The sequence below is a fragment of the Paraburkholderia saeva genome (genome assembly GCF_907164555.1).
Lineage (GTDB): Bacteria > Pseudomonadota > Gammaproteobacteria > Burkholderiales > Burkholderiaceae > Paraburkholderia > Paraburkholderia saeva.
This window is the reverse complement of sequence record NZ_CAJQZC010000014.1, coordinates 44,933-59,723: the sequence shown is the minus strand read 5'-3', so window position 1 is coordinate 59,723 and position 14,791 is coordinate 44,933. Positions and strand designations below refer to the sequence as shown.

Here is a 14,791-nt window from a genome sequence, read left to right as displayed (position 1 = left end):
TGACCGCAGCGCGCCGTTGCGGTCATGTTCAAAAATAACGAGGGAACAGCCATGACAACCCGTTCAATCAAATCGCTGCAAATCGGCATGCACTGGTTCCCCGAGCGTGCCGGCGGACTCGACCGCATGTACTACTCGCTCGTCGGCGCACTGCCGGGCGCGGGCGTCGCGGTACGGGGCGTCGTCGCGGGCTCGTCGCGGGTCGCGGAAGACACCGATGGCGCGATTCGCGGCTTCGGTTCCGCGGCGCAGTCGCTACCGCGGCGTCTGATGGCCGCGCGCCGCGCGCTGCGCGATGCAATCGATATCGAGCGGCCCGATGTGATCTCGTCGCACTTCGCGCTGTACACGTTTCCGGGCCTCGACGTGACGCGCGGCATTCCGCAGGTCTCGCATTTTCAGGGGCCGTGGGCCGACGAAAGTCACGTCGAAGGCGCCGATTCGCTCGGCCAGCGCGCGAAGCGCTATCTCGAACAGGCCGTGTATTCGCGCTCGTCGCGCCTGATCGTGCTTTCGGATGCGTTCGGCAAGATCCTGACGTCGCGCTATGGCATTTCGCCGGAGCGCATTCGTGTCGTGCCGGGTTGCGTGAACGTCGAGCAGTTCAACCTGCCGGTGACGCCCATCGAGGCGCGGCTCAAACTGCAGCTGCCGCTCGGCCGTCCGATCGTGCTGGCCGTGCGGCGCCTTGTGCGCCGCATGGGACTCGAAGACCTCGTCGATGCCGTGAAGCTCCTCAAACGCCAGCAGCCCGACGTGCTGCTGCTGATCGCCGGCAAGGGCAGGCTCGAGGCGGAACTGCAGGCACGCATCGACGAAGCCGGTCTCGCGGACAACGTCAAACTGCTCGGCTTCGTGCCCGACCAGCATCTCGCGACGCTCTATCGCGCCGCGACGATCAGCGTCGTGCCGACCGTCGCGCTCGAGGGGTTCGGGCTGATCACGGTGGAATCGCTCGCGTCGGGCACGCCTGTGCTCGTCACCCCAGTAGGCGGATTGCCGGAAGCGGTGGCGGGGCTGTCGCAGGATCTGGTGCTGCCGTCCACAGGCGCCGAGGCGATCGCGAGCGGGCTTGCCGCGGCGCTCGATGGCTCGCTCAGGCTGCCGGATGCCGACGCATGCCGCGCATATGCACGTGAGAACTTCGACAACGCGGTGATCGCGAAGCGCGTGGCTTCGGTCTATGACGAAGCGATTGCGGCGGGGAGCGTCCTGCAAGCCGCATAGCGTGTGCTTCAGACAAAAAGCGCGACCTCAATACGAGGTCGCGCTTTTCTTTCGGACGTGTAGCGTCAGAACGTCTGGTGATGCTCGTTGCGCGAGAGATCGGCGGCAACCATCATCTGGCATAGCTGTTCTAGCGTGGTCTCCGGTTTCCAGCCCAGCTTTTCGTGGGCCTTGTCCGCGCAACCGATCAGCAGGTCGACTTCGGCGGGGCGATAGAACTTCGGGTTCACGCGCACGAGCGTCTTGCCGGTCGCGACGTCGATGCCGGTTTCCTGTTCGGCCTTGCCGGACCATTCGAGCTGATAGCCCGCCGCCGCGAACGCCATGCGTACGAAGTCGCGCACGGTTTCGGTACGGTTCGTGGCCAGCACGAACGTATCCGGTTCATCGGCCTGCAGCATGCGCCACATGCCCTCGACGTATTCGAGCGCGAAACCCCAGTCGCGTTTTGCATCCATGTTGCCGAGTTCGAGCGCGTCCACCTTGCCGAGCCGGATCTTCGCGACCGTATCCGTGATCTTGCGCGTGACGAATTCGCGGCCACGTAGCGGCGATTCGTGATTGAACAGAATGCCGCTGCTCGCAAAGAGTCCATACGACTCGCGATAGTTGATCGTCGACCAGTGCGCGAACAGCTTTGCGACGCCGTACGGGCTGCGTGGATAGAACGGCGTGTCTTCGCGTTGCGGGACGGCCTGCACCTTGCCGAACATTTCCGATGTCGACGCCTGGTAGAAGCGCGTTTTCGGGTTCACGATGCGAATGCCTTCGAGAAGATTCAGCGCGCCCACGCCTGTCACTTCGGCGGTCGTGATGGGCTGGTCGAATGACACGCCCACAAAGCTTTGCGCCGCGAGGTTGTATACCTCGTCGGCCTCGGTGGCGATGAGAAGGCGCATTGTCGAACCGAGGTCGGTCAGGTCGTGTTCGACGAGCGAAAGGTTCGGGTGGTCGAGCACGCCGAGTTCTTCCATGCGCCAGAAGTTGACGGAACTGGTGCGCCGGTAGGTGCCGGTGACGCGATAGCCCTTGTTCAGTAACAGCTTCGTCAGATAGGCGCCGTCCTGTCCGGACACGCCCGTGATGATGGCCTTGCGTGGAGTGTTCATGAATGATCCTTCCGGGTAGTGAAATTCATTGAGACGAGGCGCGAACGGCGTTGCCGCGCTCGAGCATCTGCCGCACGAGCGGGTCGAGCACGTTGAAGTCCTGTCCTGCCTTGATCCGGTAAAGCTCCGGCTTCGGATGCGCGCCGTCGGACATCATCGATTTCCAGTCGGGCAGCGCGCTGATGTATGCAAACTGGTCGACGAGCAGAACGTGCTGTTCGGCGGCGACGCGGCGCGTCATCGAGGCCATCGCGGCGAGTTTCGCATTCAGCTGTCCGTCGGGCATCGGGTTCGATGTTTCCAGCACGACCTGTTTGCCGAACGCACGCGCACTGCTCACAAGTTCGCTTTCCGCTGCGTAGAACTGCTCGGGTGTCTGGCCCTGCATGACTTCGTTGATGCCGTAGTTGATCGTTACGATCTGCGCGCGTGAGGCCGCGATGCGTATTTTCCACGGCGTGACGCGGCCGTGTTCCGTGCCGTCGCGCAACTGCGATGCCGTTGTGCCGCCGACGCCGTAATTGGTCACCGAGACGCGCCAGCCGTGTGTGGACTGCAACGCGTCCTGCAGATACGTCACCGCGTTTTGCACGCGCGCTCCGCAGTGACCGCCGCTGCATGAGATGCCGAGCGTCGTCGAATCGCCGTACGCCTCGATGAGCAACTCATGCGGTTCGGCGGCAGCAGCCGTCCGGACACTGCCGCACAACGCGAGCGCTGCGAAGAGCAGGGCGCGGGCAGCGGGGAACAGTGACGATGCGGCTGGTTTCATGGCGCAGTGCGGGTGAAAGGGTTCACGGCCGCGACCCGGCGGAGCCGGTGCGGGACAACACCGTTCGTGTGCGCGCCTGCCCTGCACCCGATCCGGCAATCAGACGCCGTTCGAACGTGAACCAGGTCAGCGTTGCGTAAGCCAGCGTGATGGCAAGCGCCAGCGCGGCGGTTACATAACGGTTCAGTTCAAGTGGCCACAGCATGTAAAGCACGGTCAGATGAATCAGATAGACCGTGTAGCTGACCGTGCCGATATACACGAGCGCCGGATGCGACAGAACGCGCCTGACGATACCCTTCGACTGTAACGCGATCACGAGCGCCGATGTACACAGCACAAGCGATATGCTGTAGAGGGCAGCATTCGAAAGCGGCGTATTTGCCGCACGAAAGCGCGGAAAATGCAGATGCAGCCACGCGAGCACGATGAGCGCCGCAAACAGTGCGAACACCGCCGGCACACGGAACGGTTCGAGCGCGTTGCGATCGCGCCGTACCGCCACCGCGAGCAACGCGCCCGCTGACAGCAGATCCATGCGGAACGGCGTGAGGTAGTAGATCGGCCAGAACGTGTCGAACCAAGGCGTCGCGAACGCGCGCAGCAGCGGCACGAGGACGATCAGCGCGGCGGCGAGCAGGGCGAGCGCGCGTTGCGACAGCAGCAGCACCGCGAACGGCCAGACGATGTAAAACTGCTCCTCGACAGCGAGCGACCAGAGCACGTTCAGGCTGTCATGGCCGCTTTGTCCGAGCGCGTCGCCGATATTCGTCGCAAAGAGCGCATACCACTCCCAGTGCCGCGCCCAGCCGAGCCCGAACACGAGCGACGACACGAGCATCAGCAGCAGATAAGGCGGCAGGATACGGCGAATACGCCGCGCGTAGAAATAACTGAAATACGACTGCTGGCGCGCGTTGCGTTCCAGCAGGATGCCGGTGATCAGAAAACCGCTCAGCACGAAGAACAGGTCCACGCCCATCCATAACGGCGCCTTGAGCGCATGCTGGGCGAACACGGCGAGAACGGCGAAGGCGCGCAGTCCGTCGAGCTGGACGATGCGGCGGGAGGGGCGAGGTGGGACGGGCAGTACGCTTGCTGTCATGAACCATCCGGAAAGGGCGCGTTGTAAGCCGCATGCACAAATACATCCTGTGAACAACGGGAGTGCCGCCCATTCTAGGGAAAATAAACTGATGAAAAAACGAGTGCGGGACTGATAAACCGAAACAATGGAATCAGAATGTAATCGGCCAATGCCGAGATGAGGTTCTCATGCGAATCCCTTTCCAGAACGCCGTCCGGCGCGTGCGCGCAAACATGCAAGATTCCGGCAGAAATCCCCGTTTCATGCCGGTTCACATTCCATGGCGGTTACGTGGCGTTATTCACGCGCGCAATTCAGCCAGCCCGGATATCCGGGAATATTCCCTGAATATTTTTGAATTATTTTCGATTTTCGTCGGTGCGAATTTCCCGCGTAAGGTGATCCGGTGGAAACGACCCGCATCGATCGCGCGCGAACCGCGTTGCGAGCCGCCCCTGCCTGGAGGATCTGTATTGCCGCGTTCGCTGACTGCATCGCTGTCCACCCGTTTTGTGACGAAGCGTCTGTGCACGTTGCTGTTCTGGGTGTCGCTCGCGTCGTGCCCGTTGCACGCCGAAAACGTGCTGAACGCGAAGACGTCGTGGATCGGCAATACGTTCGGTTTCGGCGACGGCACATGGATGCAGATCGACATCGCCGCGATCGCGGTGTCGCCCGATGGCAAGGTGTACACGAACACGATCTGGGACGAGAGCGGCGCCGAGGCGAGCATCTATCAGAACGGCAAGGTGGTCGGTCTCGCGGGCGACACGCATGGCTGGGGTAACCTGGGCGGCACGGCCGTCGCAATCAACCGCAAGTACGAATTTCTGGCCGTAGCGGTGGGCAACGAAGGCGGCCATCTGGTTTCGGCCGGCGTGTGGCCGGAGAAGGGAAAGCAGTGGTACGGCGTGTCGCGTCGCGAGATCGCCGATCCGAAGCGCAGTGCGCCGTTTCGCAGCGGCGCCAACGTTTCGGTCGCGCTCGATCCGCGTGCGCGGCTGGCGGCCAGCTTCCTGATGGTGAACGAGGTGCCCACCGGGCAGAAGGCGGAGATCGACGGCCTCGCCGCGAGCGACACCACGCTCTATGTGTCGAACACGTCGCGTGACCGGATCGAGGTCTACGACGCCGACTCGATGGTGCAGAAAACGACGTGGAGCGTGCGGGAACCGGGGCGTATTGCCCTCGCGCCGGACGGGACGCTCTGGGTGTTGACCGGCACACACGGTGACGCTTCACGGCGCGTGGCGCATTTCACGGCCGATGGGCAGCGCCTGAACGATACGTTGCCGCTGCCCGACGACACGGTCGTCGCCGACGTCGCAGTCGACGGACAGGGCCGCGTGCTGGTGGCCGATAACGGTCCGCGCCAGCAGGTGCTCTTTTTCAGCCGCACGAACGGCCGCTATACGGCGAGCGGCACGCTTGGCGAACGTGGCGGAATTTTCTCCGGCGTCTCCGGCAGGCCGGGACCGCAGCGTTTCAATGGCCTGACGGGTGTGGGCGTCGATGCGCGCGGCAACGTGTATGTGTCGTGCAATGGCGTCGGACCGGTGCGCAAGGTGATTGGCGCGAATCTCGGCGCGACGCTTGAAAGCTATGCGCCGGACGGGCGCCAGCTGTGGCAGTTGCAGGGGCTGCTGTTCGTCGATGGCGCGTGGATGGATCCGTCGCGGCCCGACAGCGTCTATACCGGCAACAAGCGGTTCGAGCTCGATCTGTCGAAGCCGGCGGGTCAGGACTGGAAATACGTGGGTTTTCTGTCGAACCGCTTCCGGTATCCGGAAGACCCCGTGTTCACCGTCGCTGAGTGGCCCGGTCTGCCGGTTGCACGCAAATTGAAGGGACGTACGTTCCTGTTTCTCACCGACATGTACGCAGATCACATCAAGATCTATCGCTTCGATGCGGCGAGAAATGGCGAGACGGCGATTCCTTCGGGGTTCATCGCGGGCAGCGCGAAGGCCGTCGAAAACATCCCGAATGCGCCGCCGGGCGGTGACTGGATGTGGCGCGATGCAAACGGCAATGGTCGTTTCGATGCAAACGAATTCTCGCGAAACGACAGTGGCGCGAAGTTTCCAGGTGGGTGGGGCTGGTGGATCGATTCCGCCGGCGACATCTGGCGCACACGCGACACGCAGGGCATTTACCGCCTGCACTTCGGCGGCCTCGATGCGAGCGGCAACCCGGTCTACGCGTGGTCGAACATGACCACCTATCCGGTGCCCGCGCCTTTCACGGAATTGCGCCGCGCCGTGTACGACGCGCCCACCGACACGATGTACGCGACGGGTTATACGGCCGAGCTCGGTGTGGACCGGGCATTCTGGAAGGAAGCGGGGCGTCTGCTGGTGCGCTACGACAAATGGTCGTCCGGCAAGCCCGTGCAACGCTACGCCATTACGTTGCCATGGGAAACGAAGACGCGGCCGGTTGCGACGATCATGGGCTTCACGGTTGAAGGCCAGTACATCTTCGCCGTCGAACCGTTTGCGACGATTCATGTGTACGACAAGGACTCCGGTCGTGAAGTCGGCGTGATCCGGCCGGGTCCGGAAGTGGGCCGCGCGTCGGGCTGGGTCGACGTGCCGAACGGCATTAGCGCCTTCAGGCGCAGCGACGGCGAATACCTGGTGTTCGTCGAGGAAGACGCCCGTGGAAAAGTGTTGATGTATCGCTGGAAGTCAACCTGACATAAAAGTGTTTTGAAGCCTTTTTCAAGGTATTTTCTTCTCACCTCGGCCGATTATTTTCCTGGCGTTCGACAACGCCAGCGGGGATTTTTTACGTGCTTTACTCGAAGCATCTCCCGGCGCGTCGGCGCCGGACGCAAGACTGACTCAAAGGCATCTGATGGAAAAAGGCATCCTCAAGAACGTAGCGATCAACTTTTGCGGGCTGGTGTTGCCGACCTTCGTTTCGCTCGTGACGGTGCCGGCCTACATCAGGGCGCTGGGCGTGGAGCGCTACGGCGTGATCAGCCTCGTGTGGACGCTGATCGGCTACTTCGGGATTCTCGATCTCGGCATGAGCATGGCCGCGCAGAATCACATCTCGAAGGCGCGCGCCTCGAATGACGAAGAAGAATGCGCACGGGTGTTCTGGAGCGCGTTCTGGCTCAACCTCGGCACCGGCATTATCGGCGGCCTCGTGATCTACTTCGGCGCGTTCATCTACACCGCGTATTTCACGCGCGTGTCGCCGGCGTTGCAGCATGAGGTGTACATGGCGCTGCCCTGGCTTGCCGTCGCGATTCCGATTGCGAACGTCTCGTGGGTGTTTTCCGGTGCGATCAACGGCGCCGAACGCTTTGGTATCTACAACACGAACCAGACGATTGGTACGTTCGTGTTCCAGCTGCTGCCGCTGGCCGCTGCGTGGCTCATCGCACCGAACCTGCAAAGCGTGCTGGCCGCGGCAGTCGTCGCACGGCTTTTCGCCGCGTTGCTGCTGGGGCGTTCGACCCTCAAGGTGCTCAACATCCGTCGCATCATGCCGCCGCAATTGAAGGTCGCCAAAGGCCTCTTCAACTTCGGTGGCTGGATGCTTGTGACGAGCATGACGAACATGGTCTCCGATTCGCTCGACCGCATGATGCTCGGCACGGCAATGGGTGCGCGTTTCGTCACGTATTACACGGTGCCGCAGAACCTCGTCTACCGGCTCAACATCGTTTCGACAGCGGTGGTACGCACGCTCTTTCCCCGACTTTCGGCGGTGCGGCGCGATCATGCGGACGTGCTCGCGCAACAGGCGCTCGAATTTCTCAACGCGGTGTTCACGCCCGTTGCAATCGTTGCGATTTTCGCGCTCGAACCGTTTCTGCACTTGTGGGTGGGCGCTGAACTCGCACGCGAAGCAGCACCTGTCGGCCGCATTCTCGTGTTGAGCGTCTGGCTCATCGGGCAGGCGAACGTCACGCGCGTGCTGATCCAGTCGCAGGTGAATCCTGCTGCTGCGGCCAGGGTCGCGCTCGTCGAGCTACCGCTCTTCGCCGGGGGATTGTGGTTCGGCATTGCGCATTTCGGTCTGACGGGTGCAGCCGTGGTGGTGGTCGCCCGCGCGCTCCTCGATTACGCGGTGCTGCTGTGGCTCTCGGCGATTCGCGCGCGGCCGATCTGGCTCGACATGTTGCCGCATCTCGTCTTTCTGCTGGGCAGCCTGTATCTCGCCGCCTTCCTGTCGAGTTTCACGGTGGCGCTCGTCGCGGGCGCGCTCGTCGTGCTCGCGAACACGGGCTGGTCTCTCACGATGACGCCAGCGGTGCGCGGAATTGCCCGCTCGCTGCTGCTGCGGCTGAACCCGAGGAAAAGCGCATGAACCAAGACGTCCTTGACGAACCCGTCCTGCGCACGAACCCTGACGCACCCGTTGCGCCTGTCACGAATATTCCCGGCGCGCTGTTGCCGGTGCAGCGCCCGGAACTGCCGGCGCGTCGCCTGCCGCCATCGGGCAAGCCGGTGCGCGTGGCGATCGTGCACGACTGGCTCGTGACCTATGCCGGCGCCGAGCGTGTGCTCGAACAGATCATCGCGTGCTTTCCGGATGCGGATCTGTTCAGCCTCGTCGATTTTCTCGACGACCGCTCGTTCATCCGCAACAAGCCGGTGACCACGTCGTTTATCCAGAACCTGCCGCTCGCCCGCAAGAAGTATCGCGCGATGCTGCCGTTGATGCCGCTCGCAATCGAGCAGCTCGACGTGTCCGCTTACGACGTTGTGATTTCCAGCAGCCACGCTGTTGCCAAGGGCGTTCTGACAGGCCCCGATCAGGTCCACATCAGCTACGTGCATTCGCCGATCCGCTATGCGTGGGATCTGCAGCATCAGTATCTGAAACAGTCGAACCTGATTAATGGCCCGCGCTCGGCCCTTGCACGGCTGATTCTTCACTACATCCGCAACTGGGATATCCGCACGTCGAATTCGGTGGATGAGTTCGTCGCGAATTCGGCGTTTATTGCGCGAAGGATCAGGAAGGTCTATCAGCGCGAGGCGGAAGTCATCTTCCCGCCAGTCGATGTGGAGGCCTTCCTCGTCAACGAGCACAAGGAAGATTTCTATCTGACTGCTTCGCGGATGGTGCCGTACAAGAAGATCGACCTGATCGTCGAGGCGTTTGCAAAGATGCCTGAACGGCGCCTCGTCGTAATCGGCGACGGTCCCGACATGCAGAAGATCCGCGCGAAGGCGACGCCGAACGTCGAGATCCTGGGTTATCAGCCGTTCAAGGTGCTGCACGACCAGATGCGTCGCGCGAAGGCGTTCGTGTTCGCCGCAGAAGAAGACTTCGGCATCTCGGTGGTGGAAGCGCAGGCCTGCGGCACGCCGGTTATCGCGTACGGCAAGGGCGGTGCGCTGGAAACCGTACGTGACCTGTACGAAGCGCGGCCCACGGGCCTGTTCTTCGACGAACAGACTACCGCTTCGATCATCGAGGCCGTCGAGCAGTTCGACGCCAACGTCGGACGCTTTTCGCCCGCGGATTGCCGCGCGAACGCCGAGCAGTTCTCGGCGCATTTCTTTCGCGAGCGCTTCTTTGAGCATGTCAGGCAGAAGGTCCCGGCGCTGCGCGATGCGACGCTGCCGCCGTTCGATACCGCGCCGCCCTCGGACGGGGCGCTCAAGGCGGGCAGCATTGGCGTGCTTGCCATCGATCAAAGCGGCGTGCTGGGCGGTGCCGAGCTGTCGCTGCTCGAAGTCGTCAAGACGTTGCGCGCCCGCATCCACGTCGCGCTTTTCGACGATGGTCCGTTTCGCACCGCACTCGACGAAGCGGGCGTCGCGGTCGACGTGCTGGACGCCGGTGCATTGCGCCACGTGCGCAAGCAGGGTGGCAAACTGCCGAAAGGCTCCGCGCTCGCGGGTCTCGCCTCGCTGGTGCGCGCCGTGACCGCCCGCGCGCGTGACGCCGACGTGATCTACGCGAACACCCAGCGCGCGATGGTGATTGGCGTCATAGCGGGTCGAATCGCACGCAAGCCGGTGGTCTGGCATCTGCGCGATATCGTCAGCGCGCAACACTTCGGCCGCAAGCAGCTGGCAATCATCAAGTGGTGCGCGAAGTTCGGGCTCGCGCATGTGGTGGCGAATTCGGAGGCTTCAGCGCAGGCGTTTTCCGATCTGACCGATTTCGACAGCAAGCGGATCGACGTCGTGTTAAACGGCATTTCCGCGGTGCCGTTCGATGCATTGCGCGGTGTGCCGCAACGCACGTTGCGCACGCGGCTGGGCTTGCCACAGGACGCGTTTCTCGTCGGCTCGTTCAGTCGCCTCGCGCACTGGAAGGGCCAGCACGTCCTGCTCGAAGCGATGGTGCTCAATCCGCGCATGCATGCGGTGTTTGTCGGTGCGGCACTCTTCGGCGAAGACGAATACGAAGCCGGCCTGCGTGCATTTGTCGACGCAAACGGTCTTGTGGAACGCGTGCATTTTCTCGGCTTCCAGCACGACGTCGCCGCCTGCATGTGCGCGGTCGATGTCGTTGCGCACACGTCGATCACGCCGGAGCCGTTTGGGCGCGTGATCGTCGAAGGCATGCTCGCGCTGCGTCCGGTGGTTGCGGCGCGCGCGGGCGGTGTGCTCGAAATCGTCGAAGACGGCGTGGACGGATTGCTGTGCGAACCAGGCGATGCAGGCGCGCTTGCAAAGACGCTGGCGCAGCTTCAGTCGAACATCGCGTTGCGCGAGCTGATCGTCGCGAATGGTCATCGCACAGCAGTGCAACGCTTTGGCACGGCGAACTATGTCGCTGGCGTCGAGCGGGTTCTGAAGAGCGTGGCGGGGCAGGCCAGCAAGGCCGGAAAGCTGAAGAGGGCAGCCGTCGCGTAAGAAGGCCATGCCGGCGCAAGCCGGAATGAAGCCGGCCGCATCAGCGGCCGGTGCAGAAAAGGAAATGGCAGGAAAGGGTGGGAAGCAACAGAAAGCGGCGCCTGCTCAGCTTCGAGCCCGCGCCGCTTTTGCCTTGGGCTTGAGGCTCGCCGACCACTTCATGGCGGGCAGTTCGACCAGACGGTAAAACACCCAGGCGAACGGAATGGCGATCAGCAGAAACGCAAACGAAGGCCAGATCGAAACCTGCTGCGACGAATGAAGCACGAGGGCCGACAGCAGCACGAAGAGCGGCAGATGCACGACGTAAAGCGAGAAGCTGAAATCCCCAAGGCGCGACAACAGCGGAAAACGCGGAGCGTTCGAAGCGGGACGATCGAGCGCCTTTAGCAGATAGCACGCAAAACCTATGGCCCACAACTGGAACGCCGCGTATTGCCCGAAGTGAAACGCCACGAAGCCTGCGAGGATGAACACCGCCGCAGTGGCATAGAGCCAGGGCGATCGCGGGCCCGTACGGGTGCCTGCATGCGCTCTGGCTTCGGCGATCCACGCGCCGAGCGTCCATGAGAGCCAATACGACGTGAAAAACTGCACGTCCTGGCGTTCCAGCGCAAACGCTGACACGACGTTGAGCGCCGCGACGATCGCGACAACCCACGGCATGCCGAGCCGGCGGCGCAACGCGAAGAGCAGCGGATAGACGGCGTAGAACTGGACTTCGAGCGAGAGCGTCCAGAGCGCGCCGTTCGAGCCGTAGGTACGCCCCGCAACACCTTGCAGCGAGAACAGGTTCACGAGAAACACCGGCAGGCCGATGTCTTTCAGCTTGTGGCTGACCGGTGGCAACTGGTAGCTGATCGAATCGAGTGCGAACGTCAGCAGGAGCGCCGCCAGCAGCACCGGATAGATACGCGCGAAACGGCGCGCCCAGAAATTCGCAGCATCGAGTTTGTATGACGGATTCGCGGCGAGACGCAATGCGCCGCCGCGATGTATGCAGTAACCGCTGATGACAAAGAAAATCGGCACGCCCGCCGAGCCCCATGCGATGGGAAACGTCAGATACGCGACGATCGTGTTGAGGTCGAGCACGTGGCCCGCTGTGCGGTGAAACGTCTCCATGCCGACCCACGTGACCTGACGGCAGTGGAAGTACGCCACAAGCAGCGCGGCAAAGCCCCGCATCGCATCGACGACGTGCTCCTTGGCGATGCTTTCGACGCGTGTGTGAGTGCGTGAAGCGGACGTGAATGGCAGCGATGTGCCGGAGGCATGCAATGCCGGGTCGCTCATACGGAATCCCTGGTTCATGCGTTCGCAAACGCTGGCGCCGATGCGGCGAAACGCGGACCGGCTTCAACGCACGCGGCCGCATGAGTATCCTAATGCGCGGCGGAAATGAATAAATGAATAAAAAATCGCCTTTTGAAAGGAATTAAAAGACGCCCCGATGACACCTCGCCAGGAAAAGAAAAGCGATTCCGGGCAGTGAATTATTTGTCCGTTTTGTCATGCTAGTTTGAAGACTGGATTGCTGGAATCAGGAGTGGCACATGAACATCCATCTACTGGCAGGCGTCGCCGTATTGCTGATCCTCGTCGCGATTTCGGCGTATCGCGAGGCATTGAAGAACGAACCGATAAGCCGCTTTCGAATGAATCAGGGTAGTAAGCTTCCGCCTGTGGACGAGAACGAGTAACTGAAAAAAACGGTTCGCGCGCGATCACCTTTCAGCAGTCGTACGCGAACCGGGAAGTCCGGAAAATCCTTCCGGATTTCGTTTAATCGCCGTGTAAGTGTTTCCGCGTAGATTTCATAATATGACAAACCGGTGTGAATGATTTTGCATAGCGTGATTCAATCGTAATTTCGGTTCTCAAAATGAATTATTTTCCGCTAATCTTTTTGGAGAACGCGGAACCCCGAAAGCTGGGGCGAAACGCACAGTCATCCACAGATGCGAGAACACAACCATGCTGAAAGTCACTAAAGCCGTGTTTCCCGTGGCGGGCCTCGGCACGCGCTTCCTGCCCGCCACCAAGGCGAGCCCGAAGGAAATGCTGCCGGTGGTCGACAAGCCCTTGATCCAGTACGCGGTAGAAGAAGCGATCGAGGCAGGCATTACAGAGATGATCTTCGTCACAGGCCGCAGCAAGCGCGCGATTGAAGATCACTTCGACAAGTCGTACGAAATCGAAGCCGAGCTCGAAGCACGCGGCAAGGAAGAACTGCTCGACCTCGTGCGCAACATCAAGCCTGCGAACGTCGACTGTTTCTACGTTCGCCAGGCAACGGCACTTGGCCTCGGTCATGCCGTGCTGTGCGCCGAAAAGCTGGTAGGCGACAGCCCGTTCGCCGTGATGCTCGCGGACGATCTGCTGCACAGCACCGAGCCCGTCATGAAACAGCTGGTCAACGTGTTCAACCACTATCACAGCTCGGTGGTGGGCGTTGAAACCATTGCGCGCGAGGAGAGCCGCTCGTACGGCGTAGTCGATGGCCGCGAGTGGGAAGAGGATGTCATCAAGCTGTCGGGGATTGTCGAGAAGCCATCGCCTGAAAAGGCGCCGTCGAACCTGGGAGTCGTGGGCCGCTATGTGCTGATGCCGACGATCTTCAATCACATCCGCGCGTTGAATCCGGGCGCGGGCGGCGAGTTGCAGTTGACCGATGCATTGCAGTCGCTGCTGACGGAAGAACAGGTGCTCGCGTACCGCTATTTCGGCACGCGTTTCGATTGCGGCAGCAAGATCGGCTATCTGAAGGCGACCGTCGAATTCGCGTTGCGCCATCCTGAAGTGAAGGCGGATTTCGAAGAATATCTGCAGAACTATCTGCCGCTCGCGCTCACGGCGAAGGCCGCCTGAATCCATCGCGCCGTGGGGCGCTTCAGCGTGCGTCGTGACGTGAGCGGGCGAGCAGGTCGCGGACTTCGTCGTCGGCGGTTTCGCTGAAGTCCGCGTAAAACTGGCCGACGCTGAAGAACAGGTGAGGCTTCATCGCGCAGACGAACGCATCGACGCTGTCCCCGAGCCGGTGCTCCGCGTTCGCGGGTGCCACTGGCAACGCCGCGACAATCGAAGCCGGCGCGTTCGCGCGCAGCGCCTGCGCGGCGACCCTGAGCGTCGCGCCCGTCGCCATGCCGTCGTCCACGACGATCACCGTGCGTCCGGTGACGGACAGTGCGGGTCGCGCTGGGCGGTAAAGCGCTTCGCGTCGTGCCAGTTCGGCGCGCTCCTGTATCAGCACGCGTGCGAATTCCGCTTCCGTCACGCCCGTTTCGTCCTGCAACTGCCGGTCGACGTACAGCGCGTCGCCCGAGGCGATCGCGCCCATCGCGAGTTCCGGCTGTATCGGCACGCCGAGTTTGCGGACCACGAGCACATCGAGCGGCGCGCCGAGCGCTTTTGCCACTTCGAATGCCACGGGCACGCCGCCGCGCGGCAAACCGAGCACGACGACGTCGTGACGGCCGGCGTAGGCATCCAGGTGGCGCGCGAGCGCGCGGCCAGCCTCCGCGCGATCGGCAAAACGATGTTCCATGACGGGCCTCATCACGGTTGATCCGCACAGTCTGCCACGGCGCGCGAACACCGCGGCAGACGCGGCCAGGCGGCGAAACACGCGTCCGGCCCTTCCTCAGTGCCTGCTGAATATTGACCATACCGGCTGCGCGCCGGCTTCGTGTATTGTCAGTCCTGTGGACGATCCCACGCTTCTTTTCGCAGCCTTTAGCGTAAACCCCAGTACGCCCCG

The 14,791-nt window shown here is 62.2% G+C and carries 11 protein-coding genes; 6 read left to right on the top strand and 5 right to left on the bottom strand.

Annotated features, from left to right (window positions below; translation table 11 throughout):
• The first annotated feature begins 51 nt into the window (after window positions 1–51).
• Window positions 52–1,227: a glycosyltransferase family 4 protein gene (locus LPA36_RS26650; RefSeq protein WP_228883306.1), complete on the top strand. Its 1,176-nt coding sequence runs from the start codon at window positions 52–54 to the stop codon at window positions 1,225–1,227.
• 65 nt (window positions 1,228–1,292) lie between these two features.
• On the opposite strand, the gene gmd is transcribed toward LPA36_RS26650, so the two are convergent.
• Genes gmd through LPA36_RS26635 form a run of 3 tightly spaced genes read right to left on the bottom strand, consistent with a single transcriptional unit; the run spans window position 1,293 to window position 4,213 of the window.
• Window positions 1,293–2,336 carry a GDP-mannose 4,6-dehydratase gene (gmd, locus tag LPA36_RS26645; RefSeq protein WP_228883305.1) on the bottom strand — a complete coding sequence of 348 codons (1,044 nt, stop codon included), beginning with the start codon at window positions 2,334–2,336 and terminating at the stop codon, window positions 1,293–1,295.
• A 25-nt stretch (window positions 2,337–2,361) separates the two neighbouring features.
• Window positions 2,362–3,108, bottom strand: coding sequence for an SGNH/GDSL hydrolase family protein (locus LPA36_RS26640; protein ID WP_228883303.1), 747 nt, complete (start codon window positions 3,106–3,108; stop codon window positions 2,362–2,364).
• A 22-nt stretch (window positions 3,109–3,130) separates the two neighbouring features.
• A complete protein-coding gene (locus LPA36_RS26635; protein WP_228883301.1) occupies window positions 3,131–4,213 on the bottom strand; it encodes an acyltransferase family protein in 1,083 nt (360 codons plus the stop codon).
• A gap of 494 nt (window positions 4,214–4,707) precedes the next feature.
• On the opposite strand from LPA36_RS26635, the gene LPA36_RS26630 reads away from it, so the two are divergent.
• The 3 genes from LPA36_RS26630 (at window position 4,708) to LPA36_RS26620 (ending at window position 11,031) form a co-directional block, all read left to right on the top strand.
• The gene (locus LPA36_RS26630) at window positions 4,708–6,894 is read left to right on the top strand and encodes an NHL repeat-containing protein (RefSeq protein ID WP_407674340.1); all 2,187 of its coding nucleotides are present in this window, start codon (window positions 4,708–4,710) and stop codon (window positions 6,892–6,894) included.
• Between the two features lie 160 nt (window positions 6,895–7,054).
• Window positions 7,055–8,521 carry a flippase gene (locus LPA36_RS26625; RefSeq protein WP_228883299.1) on the top strand — a complete coding sequence of 489 codons (1,467 nt, stop codon included), beginning with the start codon at window positions 7,055–7,057 and terminating at the stop codon, window positions 8,519–8,521.
• Window positions 8,518–11,031, top strand: coding sequence for a glycosyltransferase family 4 protein (locus tag LPA36_RS26620; protein ID WP_228883297.1), 2,514 nt, complete (start codon window positions 8,518–8,520; stop codon window positions 11,029–11,031). The genes LPA36_RS26625 and LPA36_RS26620 overlap by 4 nt, the downstream gene beginning before the upstream one ends.
• A gap of 105 nt (window positions 11,032–11,136) precedes the next feature.
• Here LPA36_RS26620 and LPA36_RS26615 read toward each other — a convergent pair whose 3' ends face one another.
• Window positions 11,137–12,327 (bottom strand): acyltransferase family protein, encoded by a 1,191-nt coding sequence (locus tag LPA36_RS26615; protein ID WP_228883420.1) that lies wholly within the window; start codon window positions 12,325–12,327, stop codon window positions 11,137–11,139.
• Between the two features lie 260 nt (window positions 12,328–12,587).
• Here LPA36_RS26615 and LPA36_RS26610 point away from each other — a divergent pair, with 260 nt between their 5' ends.
• Window positions 12,588–12,734, top strand: a complete 147-nt coding sequence (locus tag LPA36_RS26610) for a hypothetical protein (RefSeq protein WP_228883295.1) — start codon at window positions 12,588–12,590, stop codon at window positions 12,732–12,734.
• A 274-nt stretch (window positions 12,735–13,008) separates the two neighbouring features.
• Window positions 13,009–13,902 carry a UTP--glucose-1-phosphate uridylyltransferase GalU gene (galU, locus tag LPA36_RS26605; RefSeq protein ID WP_228883293.1) on the top strand — a complete coding sequence of 298 codons (894 nt, stop codon included), beginning with the start codon at window positions 13,009–13,011 and terminating at the stop codon, window positions 13,900–13,902.
• A 22-nt stretch (window positions 13,903–13,924) separates the two neighbouring features.
• On the opposite strand, the gene LPA36_RS26600 is transcribed toward galU, so the two are convergent.
• A complete protein-coding gene (locus LPA36_RS26600) occupies window positions 13,925–14,578 on the bottom strand; it encodes a phosphoribosyltransferase (protein ID WP_228883291.1) in 654 nt (217 codons plus the stop codon).
• Window positions 14,579–14,791: the final 213 nt, after the last annotated feature.

Excerpts from the sequence above, each read along its gene's own strand:
- LPA36_RS26650 (WP_228883306.1), top strand. The coding sequence starts at position 52 with ATGACAACCCGTTCAATCAAATCGCTGCAAATCGGCATGCACTGGTTC.
- gmd (WP_228883305.1), bottom strand. The coding sequence starts at position 2,336 with ATGAACACTCCACGCAAGGCCATCATCACGGGCGTGTCCGGACAGGAC.
- LPA36_RS26640 (WP_228883303.1), bottom strand. The coding sequence starts at position 3,108 with ATGAAACCAGCCGCATCGTCACTGTTCCCCGCTGCCCGCGCCCTGCTC.
- LPA36_RS26635 (WP_228883301.1), bottom strand. The coding sequence starts at position 4,213 with ATGACAGCAAGCGTACTGCCCGTCCCACCTCGCCCCTCCCGCCGCATC.
- LPA36_RS26625 (WP_228883299.1), top strand. The coding sequence starts at position 7,055 with ATGGAAAAAGGCATCCTCAAGAACGTAGCGATCAACTTTTGCGGGCTG.
- LPA36_RS26620 (WP_228883297.1), top strand. The coding sequence starts at position 8,518 with ATGAACCAAGACGTCCTTGACGAACCCGTCCTGCGCACGAACCCTGAC.
- LPA36_RS26615 (WP_228883420.1), bottom strand. The coding sequence starts at position 12,327 with ATGAGCGACCCGGCATTGCATGCCTCCGGCACATCGCTGCCATTCACG.
- LPA36_RS26610 (WP_228883295.1), top strand. The coding sequence starts at position 12,588 with ATGAACATCCATCTACTGGCAGGCGTCGCCGTATTGCTGATCCTCGTC.
- galU (WP_228883293.1), top strand. The coding sequence starts at position 13,009 with ATGCTGAAAGTCACTAAAGCCGTGTTTCCCGTGGCGGGCCTCGGCACG.
- LPA36_RS26600 (WP_228883291.1), bottom strand. The coding sequence starts at position 14,578 with ATGGAACATCGTTTTGCCGATCGCGCGGAGGCTGGCCGCGCGCTCGCG.